General features: G+C 68.7%; 12 protein-coding genes. All 12 read left to right on the top strand.

Annotated features, from left to right (window positions below; all coding sequences use genetic code 11):
- Positions 1 to 978 precede the first annotated feature (978 nt).
- The 12 genes from GV044_RS16060 (at position 979) to GV044_RS16005 (ending at position 15281) form a co-directional block, all read left to right on the top strand.
- Positions 979 to 2790, top strand: coding sequence for a phage tail sheath C-terminal domain-containing protein (locus GV044_RS16060; protein WP_159872727.1), 1812 nt, complete (start codon positions 979 to 981; stop codon positions 2788 to 2790).
- Between the two features lie 13 nt (positions 2791 to 2803).
- Positions 2804 to 3328 carry a phage tail protein gene (locus GV044_RS16055; protein ID WP_159872725.1) on the top strand — a complete coding sequence of 175 codons (525 nt, stop codon included), beginning with the start codon at positions 2804 to 2806 and terminating at the stop codon, positions 3326 to 3328.
- Between the two features lie 6 nt (positions 3329 to 3334).
- Entirely contained in the window at positions 3335 to 4060 is a 726-nt protein-coding gene (locus GV044_RS16050) for a hypothetical protein (RefSeq protein ID WP_159872723.1), read from the top strand.
- A gap of 862 nt (positions 4061 to 4922) precedes the next feature.
- On the top strand, positions 4923 to 6185 hold the full coding sequence (locus tag GV044_RS16045) for a DUF4255 domain-containing protein (protein ID WP_159872721.1): 1263 nt from the start codon (positions 4923 to 4925) through the stop codon (positions 6183 to 6185).
- Positions 6182 to 8284 (top strand): ATP-binding protein, encoded by a 2103-nt coding sequence (locus GV044_RS16040; protein ID WP_159872719.1) that lies wholly within the window; start codon positions 6182 to 6184, stop codon positions 8282 to 8284. The genes GV044_RS16045 and GV044_RS16040 overlap by 4 nt, the downstream gene beginning before the upstream one ends.
- Positions 8281 to 8550 (top strand): hypothetical protein, encoded by a 270-nt coding sequence (locus GV044_RS16035; RefSeq protein WP_159872717.1) that lies wholly within the window; start codon positions 8281 to 8283, stop codon positions 8548 to 8550. The genes GV044_RS16040 and GV044_RS16035 overlap by 4 nt, the downstream gene beginning before the upstream one ends.
- On the top strand, positions 8547 to 9731 hold the full coding sequence (locus GV044_RS16030; RefSeq protein ID WP_159872715.1) for a DUF4157 domain-containing protein: 1185 nt from the start codon (positions 8547 to 8549) through the stop codon (positions 9729 to 9731). The genes GV044_RS16035 and GV044_RS16030 overlap by 4 nt, the downstream gene beginning before the upstream one ends.
- Positions 9728 to 10372 carry a hypothetical protein gene (locus GV044_RS16025; protein WP_159872713.1) on the top strand — a complete coding sequence of 215 codons (645 nt, stop codon included), beginning with the start codon at positions 9728 to 9730 and terminating at the stop codon, positions 10370 to 10372. The genes GV044_RS16030 and GV044_RS16025 overlap by 4 nt, the downstream gene beginning before the upstream one ends.
- On the top strand, positions 10369 to 10707 hold the full coding sequence (locus tag GV044_RS16020) for a hypothetical protein (RefSeq protein WP_201299136.1): 339 nt from the start codon (positions 10369 to 10371) through the stop codon (positions 10705 to 10707). The genes GV044_RS16025 and GV044_RS16020 overlap by 4 nt, the downstream gene beginning before the upstream one ends.
- Positions 10700 to 11827: a hypothetical protein gene (locus tag GV044_RS16015; protein ID WP_201299135.1), complete on the top strand. Its 1128-nt coding sequence runs from the start codon at positions 10700 to 10702 to the stop codon at positions 11825 to 11827. The genes GV044_RS16020 and GV044_RS16015 overlap by 8 nt, the downstream gene beginning before the upstream one ends.
- Positions 11824 to 14745, top strand: coding sequence for a DUF4157 domain-containing protein (locus GV044_RS16010; RefSeq protein WP_159872711.1), 2922 nt, complete (start codon positions 11824 to 11826; stop codon positions 14743 to 14745). Before GV044_RS16015 ends, GV044_RS16010 begins: the two co-directional genes overlap by 4 nt.
- Positions 14742 to 15281 (top strand): phage baseplate assembly protein V, encoded by a 540-nt coding sequence (locus GV044_RS16005; RefSeq protein ID WP_159872709.1) that lies wholly within the window; start codon positions 14742 to 14744, stop codon positions 15279 to 15281. Before GV044_RS16010 ends, GV044_RS16005 begins: the two co-directional genes overlap by 4 nt.
- The last annotated feature ends 11 nt before the right edge of the window (positions 15282 to 15292 follow it).

Raw genomic sequence — 15292 nt, 5'->3', positions numbered from 1 at the left:
ACTTGGCCAGATCAAGGCCGATCGTGGTAATTACCATGGTGGATGGTCCTTTGTCAGGGTTGCTTCGACAACAGCCCACAATACGACTCACCGTCGCCGGACACAGGGGCCATCCACCTCATCAGTCCAAAGCAAACCGCTCTCCACACGATGAACTTCAGTCTTGAGAGCGGCTGGCTAGCTCGCGATGCCCTGCCGCTTACGATCAAGTGCATCTGCTTTGACAGAGCCCGACCAAATGATCGCTCTCGTGCGCCGATCACGTCGGGTAAATGGCTTGGGACGATGGAAAGACGCCGCCTAGGAGGTTCGCTCCGTTTTTCGGCGCGACTCTGGTTTTGCTAAGCACACTGCACGCGCTGGGAAGTGGCCTTGCGACGTAGCCGGCCTAGCGCTTGCGGACGATGGTGACGGCGAGCGACACCGCCGCAATCACCGGCACGCGTGACCACCGCCGTGTACCGACACTCGGACGGGCGACGTCGATCCCTTGGCCTTACATTTACATTTCTCGACTTACGCCAGTCGTACGCATCGCCAAGCTTTCGAAGCTTCGTTCTATCGCAAGAACTTGATAGGTAAAGACCACCATAAAGATGACCATCGCCATGGTTCGAGTGGCGACGATGTGTGGCTTCCCCGCGCTCAATGGTTTCACCGCCAATAAACCGCTTATCGATTTCGTTGACACTTAAGATGGTCAGTGTCACCAAGTGCACCTATCAATAGCAGAGGTCGACTCGGCGTCGATCTAAATACATTGTGCTTTTCGATGCTCTCAGTGCGCGACTGATACTTTGTAAAACGATGAAATGCTTTCGCTTTGAGACGGAAGAGCGAGCATCGCCTCATACACTCGGTCGCAAGTGGACGTATGATTCCGCAAATGCCTAAGACAGCGTCTGGTGCCTGTCTTCGGCTCGGTACTTGGCAGCTGCAGTAAAACACCGGCGGCTGTCTGATGAGGGGGAGAGGGTTATGCCTGCCACTTTGAGCTATCCCGGCGTCTACGTCGAAGAAGTAGCAAGCGGGGCGCATGCCATCACCGGCGTCGCCACTTCCATCGCAGCGTTCATCGGCCGGACATTGCGCGGGCCCTTGGACGAGCCGGTGTTCGTGAACAGCCAGGCCGAATTTGATCGTACCTTCGGCGGTTTGTGGCTCGGCTCGCCGCTGAGCTTCGCCATTCGAGACTTCTTTCTCAATGGGGGGAGCCAGGCACTGGTGGTGCGGGTCTTCGCCGCGGGCGCGCAGGACATCGATCCGGTCAAGGAAGGCGCTGACGCGGTAGCCAAGGCAGCGCGCGATGCGGTGGCCGGTGCCGCGAACCCGCAAGCCGTCGCCACCGCCGCGACGGACAAGGCCGCGACGCTCACCGGCAAGCAGAAGATTGCCGGCGACGTGGTGGCGGCAGCGGCGACGAGTGCGGTCGCGGGAGCAGCCGATGCCGATGCCGTGGCCAAGGCGGCGGAAGCTGCGGCTGAAGAAATCGTCGCGGCGACCACCACGCCGGCCGCTGCGTTGAGTGCGAATGGCTTGGCGCTACGCGCCGCCTCGCCAGGCGCCTGGGGCAACAAACTGCGGGTGCGCATCGACCATGACGTCAAGGGCGACAACCCGGACGACCTGTTCAACCTGTCGGTGCGCGACGATGCGACAGGCGCCGTCGAGGTATTCCGCAATGTCTCGTTCAAGCCCGAATATGCGCGCCGGGTCGACAAGGTGCTGGGGGGCGGCTCCAACCTGGTGCGGCTCGAAGGCGCCCTGCCCTCGGCGCGGCCCACGGCTCACGCCGCCATTCCGAGCGGGAAGACCGGCTGGGAAGACGCGACGTCGACCAAGGTGGCCGATGACGCGCAGTCGAACGATGGCAAAGCCGTCAGCGGGGCGCAGATCGTGCCTCCAGGAGGCGCGGACGCCAAGAAGGGTCTTTACGCGCTGGAAAAGGCGGACCTGTTCAACATCCTGGTGATCCCGCCTTATGCGCTGGACGAGGGCAACGACGTCGCCGCCGACGTACTCTCCGCCGCCGTCGCCTATTGTGAGCGACGCCGCGCGATCCTGCTGATCGACCCGCCTTCGACCTGGGCCAGCGTCAAGGCCGCCTCGGACGGCATCGTCGATGCGGTGGGCGACGTGTCGAAGAACGCCGCGATCTACTTCCCGCGCCTGCTCCAGCCCAACCCCTTGCGCGACGGCCAGGTGGAGATTTTCGCCCCCGCCGGCGCGATTGCCGGGCTCTATGCCCGCAGCGATGCCGAGCGCGGCGTCTGGAAGGCGCCGGCCGGGATCGAGGCGCGGCTGATCGGCGCCCCGGCGCTGAGCGTGTCCTTGACCGACCTCGAGAACGGGCGCCTCAACCAGCTCGGCATCAATTGCCTGCGCAGCTTCCCTGCGGCGGGACGGATCGCGTGGGGTGCGCGCACCCGCGCCGGCGACGACCGACTGACCTCCGAATGGAAGTACATTCCGGTCCGGCGCACCGCGCTGTTCATCGAGGAGAGCCTCTATCGCGGCACGCAGTGGGTGGTGTTCGAGCCCAATGACGAGTCGCTCTGGGCGCAAGTGCGGCTCAACGTCGGCGCCTTCATGCAGCGCTTGTTTCGCCAGGGCGCCTTCCAGGGTTCCTCGGCCCGTGACGCCTATTTCGTCAAGTGCGATGCGGAGACCACGCCGCAGGCAGACATCGATCTGGGTATCGTCAACATCCTGGTCGGCTTCGCTCCGCTCAAGCCAGCCGAGTTTGTCGTGATCCGCCTGCAGCAGATCACCGCGCAGGCCGAAGTCTGAGGGGGAGGACGCCATGGCCCAGTTCACCGTCAACGCATCGCGCTTCGATCCATACAAGAACTTCAAGTTCCGGGTGAAGTGGGACAACCGCTACGTCGCGGGCATCAGCAAGGTTGGCGCCCTCAAGCGCACCACCGAAGTCGTGAAGCACCGCGAGGGCGGCGATCCCAGCTCCAGCCGCAAGTCTCCCGGCCGAACCGAGTACGAGGCCATCACGCTGGAGCGCGGCGTCACGCACGACAAGGATTTCGAGCAATGGGCCAACAAGGTCTGGAACTTCGGCTCCGGCCTCGGCAGCGAAGTCTCGCTCAAGGACTTCCGCAAGGATCTCATCATCGAGGTCTATAACGAGGCGGGTCAGCTTGCGATCGCGTACAAGGTGTTCCGCGCCTGGGTGTCCGAATTCCAGGCGATCGCCGACCTCGACGCCAATGCCAATGCCGTCCTGATCCAGCACCTCAAGCTGGAGATCGAAGGCTGGGAGCGCGACGACCAAGTGACCGAGCCCACCGAGCCGTCCTACACCGACTCGGTATAAGCGGCGATGCACTTCGCACCGACCTTCGATCCGGGCGCGATCCTGGCGGCGCGCGATGCCGGCCATGGCCACTCGGCGACCACGCGCGCGGTCCTGCTCGCGCGCCTGTGCGGCGAGGACGATTGCGACGCGCTCGACTGGCCCATCGGCTTGCGCGACGCGCGGCTGATCGCCTTGCGACGGGCCTGGTTCGGCGAGCGGATCGAGTGCCTGTGCGCTTGCGAGAGCTGCGGCGAGCCGATCGAGATCGATTTCGAGGCGAGCCAGATCGCCGTTCCGTCAGCGCCAATCGGCGCCAGTGTCGAGGTGACCGCCCAGGGCCGGCCGTGGACAGCCCGCGTGCCGACCAGCCGTGACTTGCTCGGGCTGGAGCGGATGCGCGACATGGACGATGCGCGCGCCAGGCTGCTGAGCACGCTGCTGCCGGATGCCGATGGCCCGGAGCCGGAGGCCGTCGGCGCCATCGCGACCGCCTTGGCGCAATCGGACCCCCAGGCCGAGGTACTGCTCGACCTGCGATGTCCGGCGTGCGGCGCGGCGGCGACCGTGCCTTTCGACATCGCGATGTACCTTTGGGAGGAAGTCGACCGCTGGGCGGAGGGAACGCTGGACGAAGTGCACATGCTCGCACGTGCCTACGGCTGGAGCGAGCAGGCGATCCTCGCCCTGCCCGCCTCCCGGCGCGCGGCTTATATCGAGCGCGCGGCGGTCGCGTCGGGGATGATGGCATGAGCGACTTCCTTGGGCGCCTTGCCGCACGGGCCTTCAGCCAGCGCCCCGCCTTGCGGCCGCGTCCGGCATCGCGCTTCGCCAACCTGCCATCCGAGCCGGAGCGCGGCCCGGAGCTGGAAGACGCGCCGATGCGCGGATCAGGCGTGGAACGACCGGCGCGCGCGGAGCAGCAACCAGCGGCTTGCGGCCCGGTCCCGTCGCCTGCTGAAACCGCGGAAGGGAAGGCGCCTGCCTCTCGCCCGGTTGAGATACCGGCAGCGATGCACCCGCACATCGAGGTGCCCGCGCCCATGGTCGCGCGAGCGCCGCGCTCAGCATCGAGAGCCATCTCGGAAGAGGAAGCGCCGACGCTCCGGCCGCGAAAAGTAGCGGGAGAACGCCAGGAAGAGCCGGCAACAGACCGTGCCTTGGGCGGGCCGACCTCGGAGCACCCGCATGGCCTGGCCCTGTCCCGCTCGGAAGGCCTGCTCGCGATGCCGCCGCTAACGCGACCGGAACGGCGCGGCACGGCGGAGCGACCGGACGCGCCCTCTCGCCCGCGAAACCTCGCAGCATCTCCGCAGCCTTCTCATGCACTGGAGGGCCCCGCCTCAGCGCCCAGCGAGCTCGCGGCAACGCCTGCACTCCCATCCCGGAGCACCGCGCCCGGCGACGAGCGTCCCGTGCGCGGTGCGCTACCGCAACCGAAAGCCATCGCGGCCCCTGCGCCGCAACCCTCGCCCGCACCCGAGGTCAACGTCATTATCCATCGGCTCGAGGTGCGCGCGCCGCAGCAGCCCACGCGCCCGGCACCGAAGCGGTCCGAGCGCGTGGGCGGCGCGCCGCTCAGTCTCGATGCGTACTTGAATTCGCGGTCGCGCGGGTGAGCAACCACCTGGCCATCGCGACCGTCACCGCAGCGCTGGGCAACATCGTCCATGCCGCCGCCAAGAGTGCGGTGCCCGGCACGGGCCTGCGCTTCGGACGGCCGATCGCCGCCGCGACCAACCAGCCGCGGCAGGCCAACGTCTACCTCTACAACGCGTCGTTGTTCGGGGCCATGCGCAACGAGGACTTGCCGCAGCGCAATGCCGGAGGCGTGCTGACCCGGCGCCCGAGCGCGCCGGTATCGCTCAGCTACCTCTTCAGCTTCTATGGCGACGACGCCGCCTTCGAACCCGATCGCATGCTGGGCGCGGTGATGCGCGACCTGCACGCCACGCCGCTGCTGCTGGCCGGCGACATCGCGGACGCCGTGGCGGGACATGCCGCCCTCGCGGGATCAGACTTGGCGACGGGACCGGCGCGCGTGAAATTCTCACCCATCGCGCTGTCGCTGGATGACGTCTCCAGGCTCTGGTCGGTGATGGTCCAGACGCCCTATGTACTGTCGAGCGCGTGGCTTGCCGAAGTCGTTCAGATCGACGCGCTGGAGGAGGCCCAGCCCGCCGCGCCGGTGCTGAAGCGCGGTGCCGACGATCGCGGACCGCAGGCGGTCGCCTCGCTTCCGCCGCAGATCGACGCCTTGTGGTTCGGGCTGGCAGGGACCGAGGACCGCTTGCCCGCACTGCCGTCGCTCGCCAGCCTGGCCACGGGCCAGGTCGCCCGGATCGCCGGCCGCCGCTTCGCCGCCGATGCCTTGCGCGTCGAGATCGCCGGCAAGGCGGGCTCGGGCGCGACCTACCTCTTGTCGAGCGACGCCGATGGTACCGCCACGTTGCACATGCCCGACGATGCCGCCGCCGCGGCCGCGCTGGCTGCCGGTCCTGCCGGACTGCGGCTGGTCGCGACGCGAGGAACCGGCGAGCAGAGCTCGGACGTCATGCCATTCCTGCTGGCGCCGCGCATCACCGCGCTCTCGCCCGATCCCTTGCCCGCCGCGGGAACGAACACGCTGACGGTCACCTGCACGCCGCAGGTGCGGCCGGGACAGATCGCCAGCCTGCGCCTGGGCGGCCTCGAGATCGCCGCCGATGCGCACGCCGCGCAGACCGACACGCTGACGTTCGCGGTGCCGGGACCGCAGGCGAGCAATGGCGCAATTGCCTACCTGACAGTCGATGGCGTCACCAGCCAACCTGTCGTCTTCGATGTCGCTACCGGCAGCTTCGCCTTCGATGACGCGCAACGGGTTCATGTGGCATGACCGTGGCCGCGCTCCATCCCGGCAGTGAGTGGGAGCAGCGCAACCACGCCTACCTTGTGGCCGCGATCACCTGGATCCGTAGGCGCATGGAACTGCGCCTTGCCCCTGCCGCCCCAGCTGTGCTGCCGGTAGTCGCCCCGGCAGCACCGGCACGGGGAGGCGGGTTCGCCTTCGGGCACTTGTTCGACCGCCCCAACAATCCCGCCCCCACCGCCTTGCCGGCCCTGCCACCTCCGGAGATCCTGACTGACGAAGCGCAGCGCGAGGTTGCCGAGCGGGAGGCGGCCGACGCCCTGGCGGCCGCCGCGACCGGCGATGATCCCCCCGCCCTCGTGGCGCTCGCCGGCAATCTGGGCCTGACGCCGTTCGAGCAGGACACGCTGCTGCTTGCCATAATGCGCGAACTGGAGCCGGCGCTGTTCGCGCAACCCGAGCGCCTCCCGAGCTTCGCATTGGCGATGACGCTATTCGACGCGCCGGAGTGGAGCGCGATGTCGCCGGAGCGGCCGCTGCGCTTCTGGCAACTGGTGCGTCCGGGGGCGGAGGAGGGCACGATCGCGCGGGTTTCCGCCCCGATCGTGGCCGACGAGCGCGTGGTCAGTTTCGCCAAGGGCCTGTTCCATCTCGACGAGCGCGTCGCCCCCTTCCTTGCCCCCGTCGCGCCAGAGCCGCTCGCGGCGCTTCCCCCATCGCAACGGACGCTGGCGGAGCGGCTGGCCCCCACCGCGCTTGCCTCCGGTCTTGCCCGGATCGACGGTCCCGATCGCGCCGGCCGGCGGCGCGTGGCGGCGGCGGCGGCGGAGGTGGCGGGACTGGGGCTATACCGGCTGAATGCCGAGGCGTTGCCGAACGATGCCGCCGCACTCGCCGCGCTGGCTCGGCTCTGGCACCGCGAGACGCTGCTGGCGCCCGTCGGCTTGCTGGCGGAGGCGGACGACGCCTCCGATGATGCGCCGCTGCGTCGCTTCGCGCGGCAGACTGGCGGGTTCCTGGTGCTGTCAGGGCGCGATGCGATGGCGCTGGACGGCGCTGCCGTTCCAAGCCTGACCGTCCCGGTTCCATCCGTCGCGGAGCGTCGGCAGGCGTGGGAGGGCGCACTCGGACACGGCAACGCGGCGCTTGCCCGCAAGCTTGCCGGCAATTTCCAGCTCGGTGCTCCCGAGATTGCCGCCTTGTGTGCCGAGACGGACGGGGAAGGCGAGACGGCGATCTGGCACGCCGCGCGAGAGCGGGCGCGCCTGCAGTCCTCAGGCCTGGCCCGTCGGGTCGAAAGCACCGCCACGCGCGAGGACCTGATCCTGCCGGACGCGGAGATGGCGCAGATCGACGCCCTGATCGCGCAAGTGCGCCAGCGCGACACCGTCTACGAGGATTGGGGCTATGCCGGGCGGCTCAACCGGGGCCTCGGCATCTCCGCGCTGTTCGCCGGACCGAGCGGCACCGGCAAGACGATGGCGGCCGAGGTGATCGCCGACGCACTCTCACTCGACCTGCTGCGGATCGACCTTGCCATGGTGGTGAGCAAGTACATCGGCGAGACGGAAAAGCACCTGGCGCGCATCTTCGATGGCGCGGAAAGCGCCGGCGCGGTGATGCTGTTCGACGAGGCCGACGCGCTGTTCGGCAAGCGCAGCGACGTGAAGGACAGCCACGACCGCTACGCCAATATCGAGATCGACTATCTGCTGCAGAGGCTTGAGGCCTACTCGGGCGTCGCCATTCTGACCACCAACATGCGCTCCGCGCTGGACCCGGCGTTCACCCGCCGGCTGCGCTTCATCGTCAACTTCCCCTACCCCGCCCCCGCCGAGCGCGAGCGCATCTGGGCCGGCGCCCTCCCCGCGCGGACACCGGTGCAGGATCTTGATTTCGCGCGGCTGGCCAGGCTCGATCTCAGCGGCGGCGAGATCCACGCGGTGGCGCTCGCGGCGGCGTTCGCCGCGGCGGAGGCGGGAAGCCCGGTGACGATGCCCCTGCTGCTGGACGCGGCACGCCGGGAGTTCCGCAAGCTCGACCGCCCGATCAACGAAGCCGAGTTCCGCGTCCTGGCGCTGGCAGGCGCGCGCGGCACCTTCACGCGTGGCGGGAGCGCAGCATGAGGCTGAACCTCGAGATCCGCCACCTCGTGCTCGATCATGCCGGCCCGGTCGATATGCGAGTGCTACAGGCACAATTGCAAGCCGAGCTCTCGGCGCGGTTCGCCGCAGGGGCGCTGCCCACGAGCGGGGGCGCGCTGGAACGCCTGAGCGTCCCGCTGCCGAGCGGCGGCGAGACGCTCGGTGCACGGCTCGGCGAGGCGGTTCATGCGATCGTACCTCCGCCATCTGGCCGGTTACGCGCTGCCACGCGGCGAGGCGCGTCATGAGCAGTCGCCTCGCCTTGGCGCGTCGCGAGAGCGCATCGGCGCCGGTGCCGCTCGATACGCGGGCCCGCTCCGGCCTGGGCGCCGGACGCGCGCTCGATCCAGTGACCCGATCGGCCATGGAGACCGCGTTCGGCACCGATCTGTCGGCCGTGCGCATCCATGCCGACGCACGCGCGGACAGCGCTGCCCGGGCACTCGGCGCGCAGGCCTACACGCGTGGCAACGACATCGTGCTTTCGGCGGCGCATCGCGACTTGTCGGACACTTCGGGTCGCGCACTGCTGAGCCACGAGCTGGCGCATGTCGTCCAGCAGCGGAGCGGGGGCGGCAGACCCGCGCCGGCGCACGAAGCGGCGGCCCACGCGGCGGCCTCGGCAATCGCGTCGGGGCGGACCGCGGGGCCGCAGCCGGGTGCCGCGCAATCGGTGCAGCGCCGCGTCGAGATCCGCGATGTCGGCAAGGGCGAGCACTCCGGCATGGGCCGGGTGCCCGAGCTGATCGAGCGGCTCAATGCGATCTCCACCGCCCTGATCTTCTCCATCGACACGGACGGCGCGCTGCAGTGCACCGAGAATCCCTACGGCACGATGACCGAGTTCGACAAGCGGATCAGAGACTTCATCCGGTCCTCGACCGTGCTGCCGCTGCGCATGACCAACCGCCACGGGCTGATGCGCAACGACCGCCACAGCCCCTACGACATCAAGGTAACCGGCGACAGCTTCATTGCGGGCTACGTTGATATCGACGACGTCCTCGCCACCGACGACGCCGCTCTGCAGGGCCGTTTGATCCACTACCTGACCGAGCGCAATGCCACCAGGCGCTATGCCGAGCGGATGGGCGGCGACGAACTCGACAAGGATTACAACAGCGGCCACGAGAAAGCGCTCACGGCCGAGCGCGATCTGCTGCGCGATTACCTGGGCGATCCGAAGCTGCGCGCGCTCGATTTCGAGCAACGCATCTTCCGCAGCTCGCGCGGGGACACGATCATCCGCCGCACGCGCCACCTCCACGGCAAGCAGGAAGGCGTCTACAGCGCCCGCTACGAAGCAGTCATCCGCGGCACCGGCGAGAAGATGACGCTGGAGGCTTACAAGGCACTGCTGGAGCGCGAGCGCGCGGCCAAGGCAGCGCCGGCCGCGACACCCGCCGCTCCGGGACCGGTCGGACCATGAGCAGCGTGCCTTTCGCGCCGCGCCTGATCAAGGGCGCGCTGGTCGGGCTCGATCCGATGAACCCGCTCGCGAGTGTGGTGGTGTTCCAGTACAATCCCGACACCATGACCCGCCGGCTTGAGCCGCGGACCGCGGGCGGCCAGCCCGGCGACAAGGGCGAGGCCTATCGCCTGTCCGGACCGCCCAAGGAGACGATCACGCTCGCGGTCGAGATCGACGCCACCGACGCCATGGAGGAAGGCGATCCGCAGGCGGGGCTGATGGGCATCGGGCCGACGCTCGCCGCGCTGGAAATGATGCTCTATCCCAAGCTCGCGACGGTGATCGCCAACACCGTGCTGTCAGTCGCCGGCGTGATCGAGATCCTGCCCGCGACCGGCCCCATGGTGCTGTTCGTGTGGGGGCCGACCCGAGTGCTGCCGGTGCGTGTCACCGCTCTGTCGATCACCGAGGATGCCTACGACACGCTGCTCAACCCGATCCGCGCCAAGGTCGACCTGACGCTCGAAGTACTCAGCTACTACGACCAGCCGCTGACCTCACCTGGCCGGGCGCTGTTCCTGGCGCATCAGGCGGTGAAGGAAGTGTTGGCGGTGACCAACATCGCCAACGATCTCGGCAACCTGGGAGTCTCGCTGTGATCGCCAGCCCGCTAGACGCCTATCGCTTTCCCGCCAACAGCCGCTACGCCGACTGCCCGCTGCTCACCCTGACGCTGCCCGACGGGCGCGAGGTGCGGTATCTGGAGCGGCGCCTGCTGCCCGACCCCGCCGGCTTCACCGTGGTCAAGCGCCGGGCCATTGCAGACGGCGACCGCCTCGATGCCATCTCCGCTGCCGAGATCAGCGATCCGGAGCTGTGGTGGCGGATTGCCGACGCCAATGCGGCGATGAACCCGCCTGACCTGCTCCAGCCGCTCGGCCGGCGGCTGGCGATCCCGATGCCACTCGGGATGCCCGGAGGCGGCGGTGTTTGACGCAGCACAGCTCGTCCTGCTGATCGGCCCCGCCCCACTGCCGATGCCGGCAGCGCAGCCGGTCATGGAGGCGCTGCTTGCGGTTGAGGTGACCAGCGGCCGCGATCGCGGCGGGTTCCAGCTCAAGCTGGCGCTGGGCAATACCTCTCCGCTGCAACTGGCGATGCTGCCCGCTGGCTTCTTCGATCCGATGGTGACCCGCGTCGTCGTCGCGGTCGTCTTCAAGGGCCTGCCCAAGGTGCTGATCGACGGCATCGTCACCCGCCAGGAGATCCAGCCCGGCCAGCATCCGGGCGAATCCACGCTCACGCTGACGGGCGAGGACCTGAGCGTGCTGATGGATGTGCTGGAGTTGCGCTTCCCCTATCCCGCGATGCCCGACGCCGCGCGCGTCGCCGCGATCCTGGCCCGCTATGCGATGTTCGGGATCGTGCCCGCGGTCGTGCCGCCGCCGGTGATCAACGCGGACACGCCGACCGAGCGGTTCGACTGTCAGAACGGCACCGATCGCGCCTACCTCAAGGAACTGGCGGCGCAGAGCGGTTATGTCTTCTTCATCGAGCCGGGCGCGGTCCCTGGCCAGAGCTTCGGCTATTTCGGCCCGGATTATCGCCTGCCGATCCCGCAGCCCGCCCTGAGCGTCGACATGGATGCCGAGACCAACGTGGAATCGCTCTCGTTCAGCCTGGACGGGTTGGCCAAGAAGACCACGGTGATGCTCGTCTACGATCCGGCGACGCGCAAGATCCCGGTGCCGATCGTGGTGCCCGACATGAACCCCCTGCACCCGCCGCTGGGCGCACGCCCGACCGCTCCTTCACGGGTCACCTTCGCCGAGGACACTGCAAGGCTCGGGCCGGCCGAGGCGGCCAAGCGCGCGCTCGGCATCATGATGCAGAGCGCTGACGCGGTGAGCGGCCAGGGCAGCCTGGACGTGGCGGCATACGGCGCGATCCTCAGCCCGCGCATGCTCGTCGGCGTGCGCGGCGCCGGCGTGACCTACGACGGGTTCTACTACGTCGACAGCGTCACGCACGCGATCAAGCCGGGCGAGTTCAAGCAGCAGTTCCGCATTTCGCGAGATGGGCTGATCTCCAACACGCCGGTGGTGATGCCATGACGGCCCACGCCGCCGAGAAGCCGAAGGCCGCTCCCTGCCCCGCCTGCGAGGCCGAGCAGACCGCGAAGCCTTGCTGCGGCACCGGGATCGTGCGGCGCTCGGGCGGTGGAGACTTCGCCGGAGCGCTGCCCTCCTCCGTCGCGGCGACGCTGTCCCGTCCAGGCCGCCCCCTCGATCCTGCCACCAGGGCACGGATGGAGCACGGCTTCGGCCATGCGCTGGGCGCCGTTCCGGCCCATGCGGGCCCTGGCGGTGGCGGCTCGCTTCGTCTCGGGTCTTCGCGCGCACCGGAAGAATGGGCGGCGGACCGCCTTGCCGATCACGCGCTCCGGGCTCCGACAGGCGCCCCGCCGCGCCGGGTCGATTTCGGAGGGGTGCGCATCCACGACGACGCCGAGGCGTCGCACTCCACGCATGCGATCGGCGCACGCGCTTATGCCGCCGGACAGCACCTCGCCTTCGGGCGGGGCCGCTTCGCCCCGCATAGCGCCGAGGGCCGCCGGCTGCTGGCGCACGAGCTGGCGCATACCCTGCAGGACGGCGCCGCCACGATGGTCCGGCGCGATGGCGAGGGTTCGTTGCTGGATGGGGCGATGGACGCTGCCGACGCCAAGCGCTGGGAAGTCGCGGCGCGGCTCGCCAACGGGCTCAGCCCTTTGGACATGGGGCACTTCTTCCGCTACCTGGTTCACCAGGGCGGGCGCGAGCTGATCTGGTACCTGCACAACGGCGCCGTCAACGCCGCCGGGGTGGGCCCGAACTCGGCCGTGGCGCTGAACACCAAGGCGACGCACGACGCGATCCAGACTTCCAAGGACAACGCCTATCGCCGCCAGCTCGCACGCGAGAACGGCACGCCCGAGCCGCCTGCCGACTCGCCCCCCGCCGCGCCCGCTGCGGCGCCTCCGCCCGAGACGGTGCAGGAGAAGCTCGCCAAGTGCCAGCGCGGCGAGACCAAGGGCATGGTCTTTCCCCTGCGCATGCCGAAGGGGCTGTGGCGGCTCGACGTCGCCCCGATCATGGCGCAGCGCAAGGGCGACGAGATCGTGGTCAAGCAGCCGCTCAACGGCGTCTACGCCACCGGCATGTTCCGCAAGGAAGTGAAGACCTTGCCGATGTCGACCTTCCTGGGCGGCGTTCACCTGAAACCCGATGATGTCGTTAAGGTGAAGGTCTACGACGACGGCGGCAAGATCATCTGCGTGACCGGCGCAGACATGCTCAAGCTGAGCGACGCGACCGACATGCATTTGCTGTTCAGCGTTGGCCGCACCGTCGTCGACGCCGCGACCGTCTTTGCGCCCGGCGCGACCGCAGGTGCGTCCAAGCTCGCGCAGTTCGGCGTGGGCGCCGCGACTGTCGGGCTGAATGTCGGCTTGGAGGCAGGCAGCCAGGCGACGCTCGTTCACTACGGCCTGAAGGACAAGATCGATTGGGCGGGGCTCGCCTTTGACGCGGCCTTTCAGCTGATCCTGCTCAAGTTCGCCGGCCCGCTCAGCGAGTACGCGAGCAACGCGATCTCCAGCAAGGTCGCGGCTCCGATGGCGCGCGAGGCGATCCGCTACGGCGTCAAGGTGGCGATGTCGGGCGGGACCAACGCGTTCCAAGGCGCGGCGCGCATGGTGTTCGATCGCGCTCGCGGAGCCGGCAAGCCGATGACCTGGGACGAGCTGCTCAGCGAACTGGGCGCGCAGTTCGCCTTCGGCGCGCTGTTCGAGGCGACGGTGGGCTATGCCTCGCAGGCGCCCCGGAACCCGGCCGTCGAGCCCCTGCCCCCCGGCGGCGGCAAGCCCGCGACACAGCCCGCCCCGGGCGCGGCCAAGGGCAAGCCTGCGGCGGCGACCAAGCCTGCGGCGCCAGCCAAGACCGTGGCGACAGCCAAGCCTGCTGCTCAGGGCAAGGCGCCCCCTCCCGAACGCGCCGTCAATCCCGGCGAGGCGCTGGCCCTTGAAGATCTGCCGGGCAACCACGAACTGGTCGTCACCCGAAAGGGCGTCGCCCGCTGCAGTCCGGCCCCGTGTCCGATCATCGAGGTGGAGTTCGCCCGCGAACTGGATGCGCGTCCGGAGATGAAGGCGCGAGCCAAGGCGATCCAGGACAAGCGGATTTCGCATCCCGAAGAGGCGAAGACCGAGGCAGCGGCGTTGGTCCGTGAGCTGGAGGTGGTGCGCAACAACGCGGCCGCCAATGCACGGCGGGGACCGGAGTGGGGCGGTGAGCGGCCCACGAACCCCGACCGGGGCATGTCGCGCGAGGAATGGAAGGCCCAGGACAGCGCTCGGCGGGAATCGAACCGGATCGATCGCATCGTCGACGCCGCGGAAGCTCCGGCGGTGAAAGGCACTGCGGCCAGCGGCTACACGATCGACGGTCGTCGCGTCCCGCAAAAGCAACAGCGCCGCGTCGACATGGACGCCCAGCCCGAAGGCCGCGACGCACCCGTGCCGACCCGCCCGGGCGAGACGGCGCGGCAGGCCGTGGCGAGGGTCAGGGCCATCATCGGCAAGCGCATCGCCGACTTCCCCCTCCTGGAGAAGATCTGGAACGAATCGCGCGCCATGGCGGTATCGAGCGAGGCGCTGTCGCCGACGAACTACAAGAAGCTCTACGACGCCACCCGCAACGCATTCTGGCGGCGGATCACGGCCAACACTCCCGAAGGCAAGGCCGCGCGGGCGATCTTCGACGATTCCGGCATGGGCTTTGCCGAGGGTAAGCGCGGCGCCGCGCGGCTGCAGGACGTGGAAGGCGGCATCAAGCGCGCAGAGACCACCGTGAGCCTCGACCACATCCAGGAAAAGGCGATCGGCGACAACTGGCAGCTCGCCCTCGATCCCGCGAACCTGATGTTCGAGTTCGCCATGCCCAACACGAACCGCGAGAACATCCAGATGCGCCACGGGAGAGACGTCGAGTGACCACCTCCACACCTGGCGGCCGGTTCCTCGGCAAGTATCGCGCGACGGTCTACAACAACGTCGACCCGATGCAGCGCGGGCGGCTGCAGATGCTGGTGCCCGACGTCTATGGCCCCATACCATCGACCTGGGCGGAGGCCTGCACGCCCTTGGCGGGACCGACCGGACCGCCGATGGGCGCGCACCTGATCCCGCCGATCGGCGCGGGCATCTGGGCCGAGTTCGAGCAAGGCGATCCGAACTACCCGATCTGGGCGGGGTGCCGCTGGGGCGGGCCGTCGGACATTCCACCGGTCGCCAGGTTGGGCATCCCCGCGGCTCCCAACATCGTGTTCCAGTCGCTGGGCCAGAACGCGCTCGTCATCAGCGATGCGCCGCCCACGCCGGCGACGGGCGGCGTCTCGCTGCAGAGCGCCAGCAAGGCAATGATCGTGGTGAACGACAGCGGCATCTACATCAGCAACGGCAAGGGCGCCTCGATAACGCTGGTCGGCCCTACCGTCACCATCAACAACGGCGCGCTCGCCGTCACTTGAAGGGGGAGAGC

This window comes from Novosphingobium sp. 9U (assembly GCF_902506425.1).
Taxonomy (GTDB): Bacteria; Pseudomonadota; Alphaproteobacteria; order Sphingomonadales; family Sphingomonadaceae; genus Novosphingobium.
Note: the sequence above shows the minus strand (reverse complement) of the source record. Positions and strands in the feature narration are given on the sequence as shown.

Coding starts and splice junctions, on each gene's coding strand:
- GV044_RS16060 (WP_159872727.1), top strand. CDS start 979: ATGCCTGCCACTTTGAGCTATCCCGGCGTCTACGTCGAAGAAGTAGCA.
- GV044_RS16055 (WP_159872725.1), top strand. CDS start 2,804: ATGGCCCAGTTCACCGTCAACGCATCGCGCTTCGATCCATACAAGAAC.
- GV044_RS16050 (WP_159872723.1), top strand. CDS start 3,335: ATGCACTTCGCACCGACCTTCGATCCGGGCGCGATCCTGGCGGCGCGC.
- GV044_RS16040 (WP_159872719.1), top strand. CDS start 6,182: ATGACCGTGGCCGCGCTCCATCCCGGCAGTGAGTGGGAGCAGCGCAAC.
- GV044_RS16035 (WP_159872717.1), top strand. CDS start 8,281: ATGAGGCTGAACCTCGAGATCCGCCACCTCGTGCTCGATCATGCCGGC.
- GV044_RS16030 (WP_159872715.1), top strand. CDS start 8,547: ATGAGCAGTCGCCTCGCCTTGGCGCGTCGCGAGAGCGCATCGGCGCCG.
- GV044_RS16025 (WP_159872713.1), top strand. CDS start 9,728: ATGAGCAGCGTGCCTTTCGCGCCGCGCCTGATCAAGGGCGCGCTGGTC.
- GV044_RS16010 (WP_159872711.1), top strand. CDS start 11,824: ATGACGGCCCACGCCGCCGAGAAGCCGAAGGCCGCTCCCTGCCCCGCC.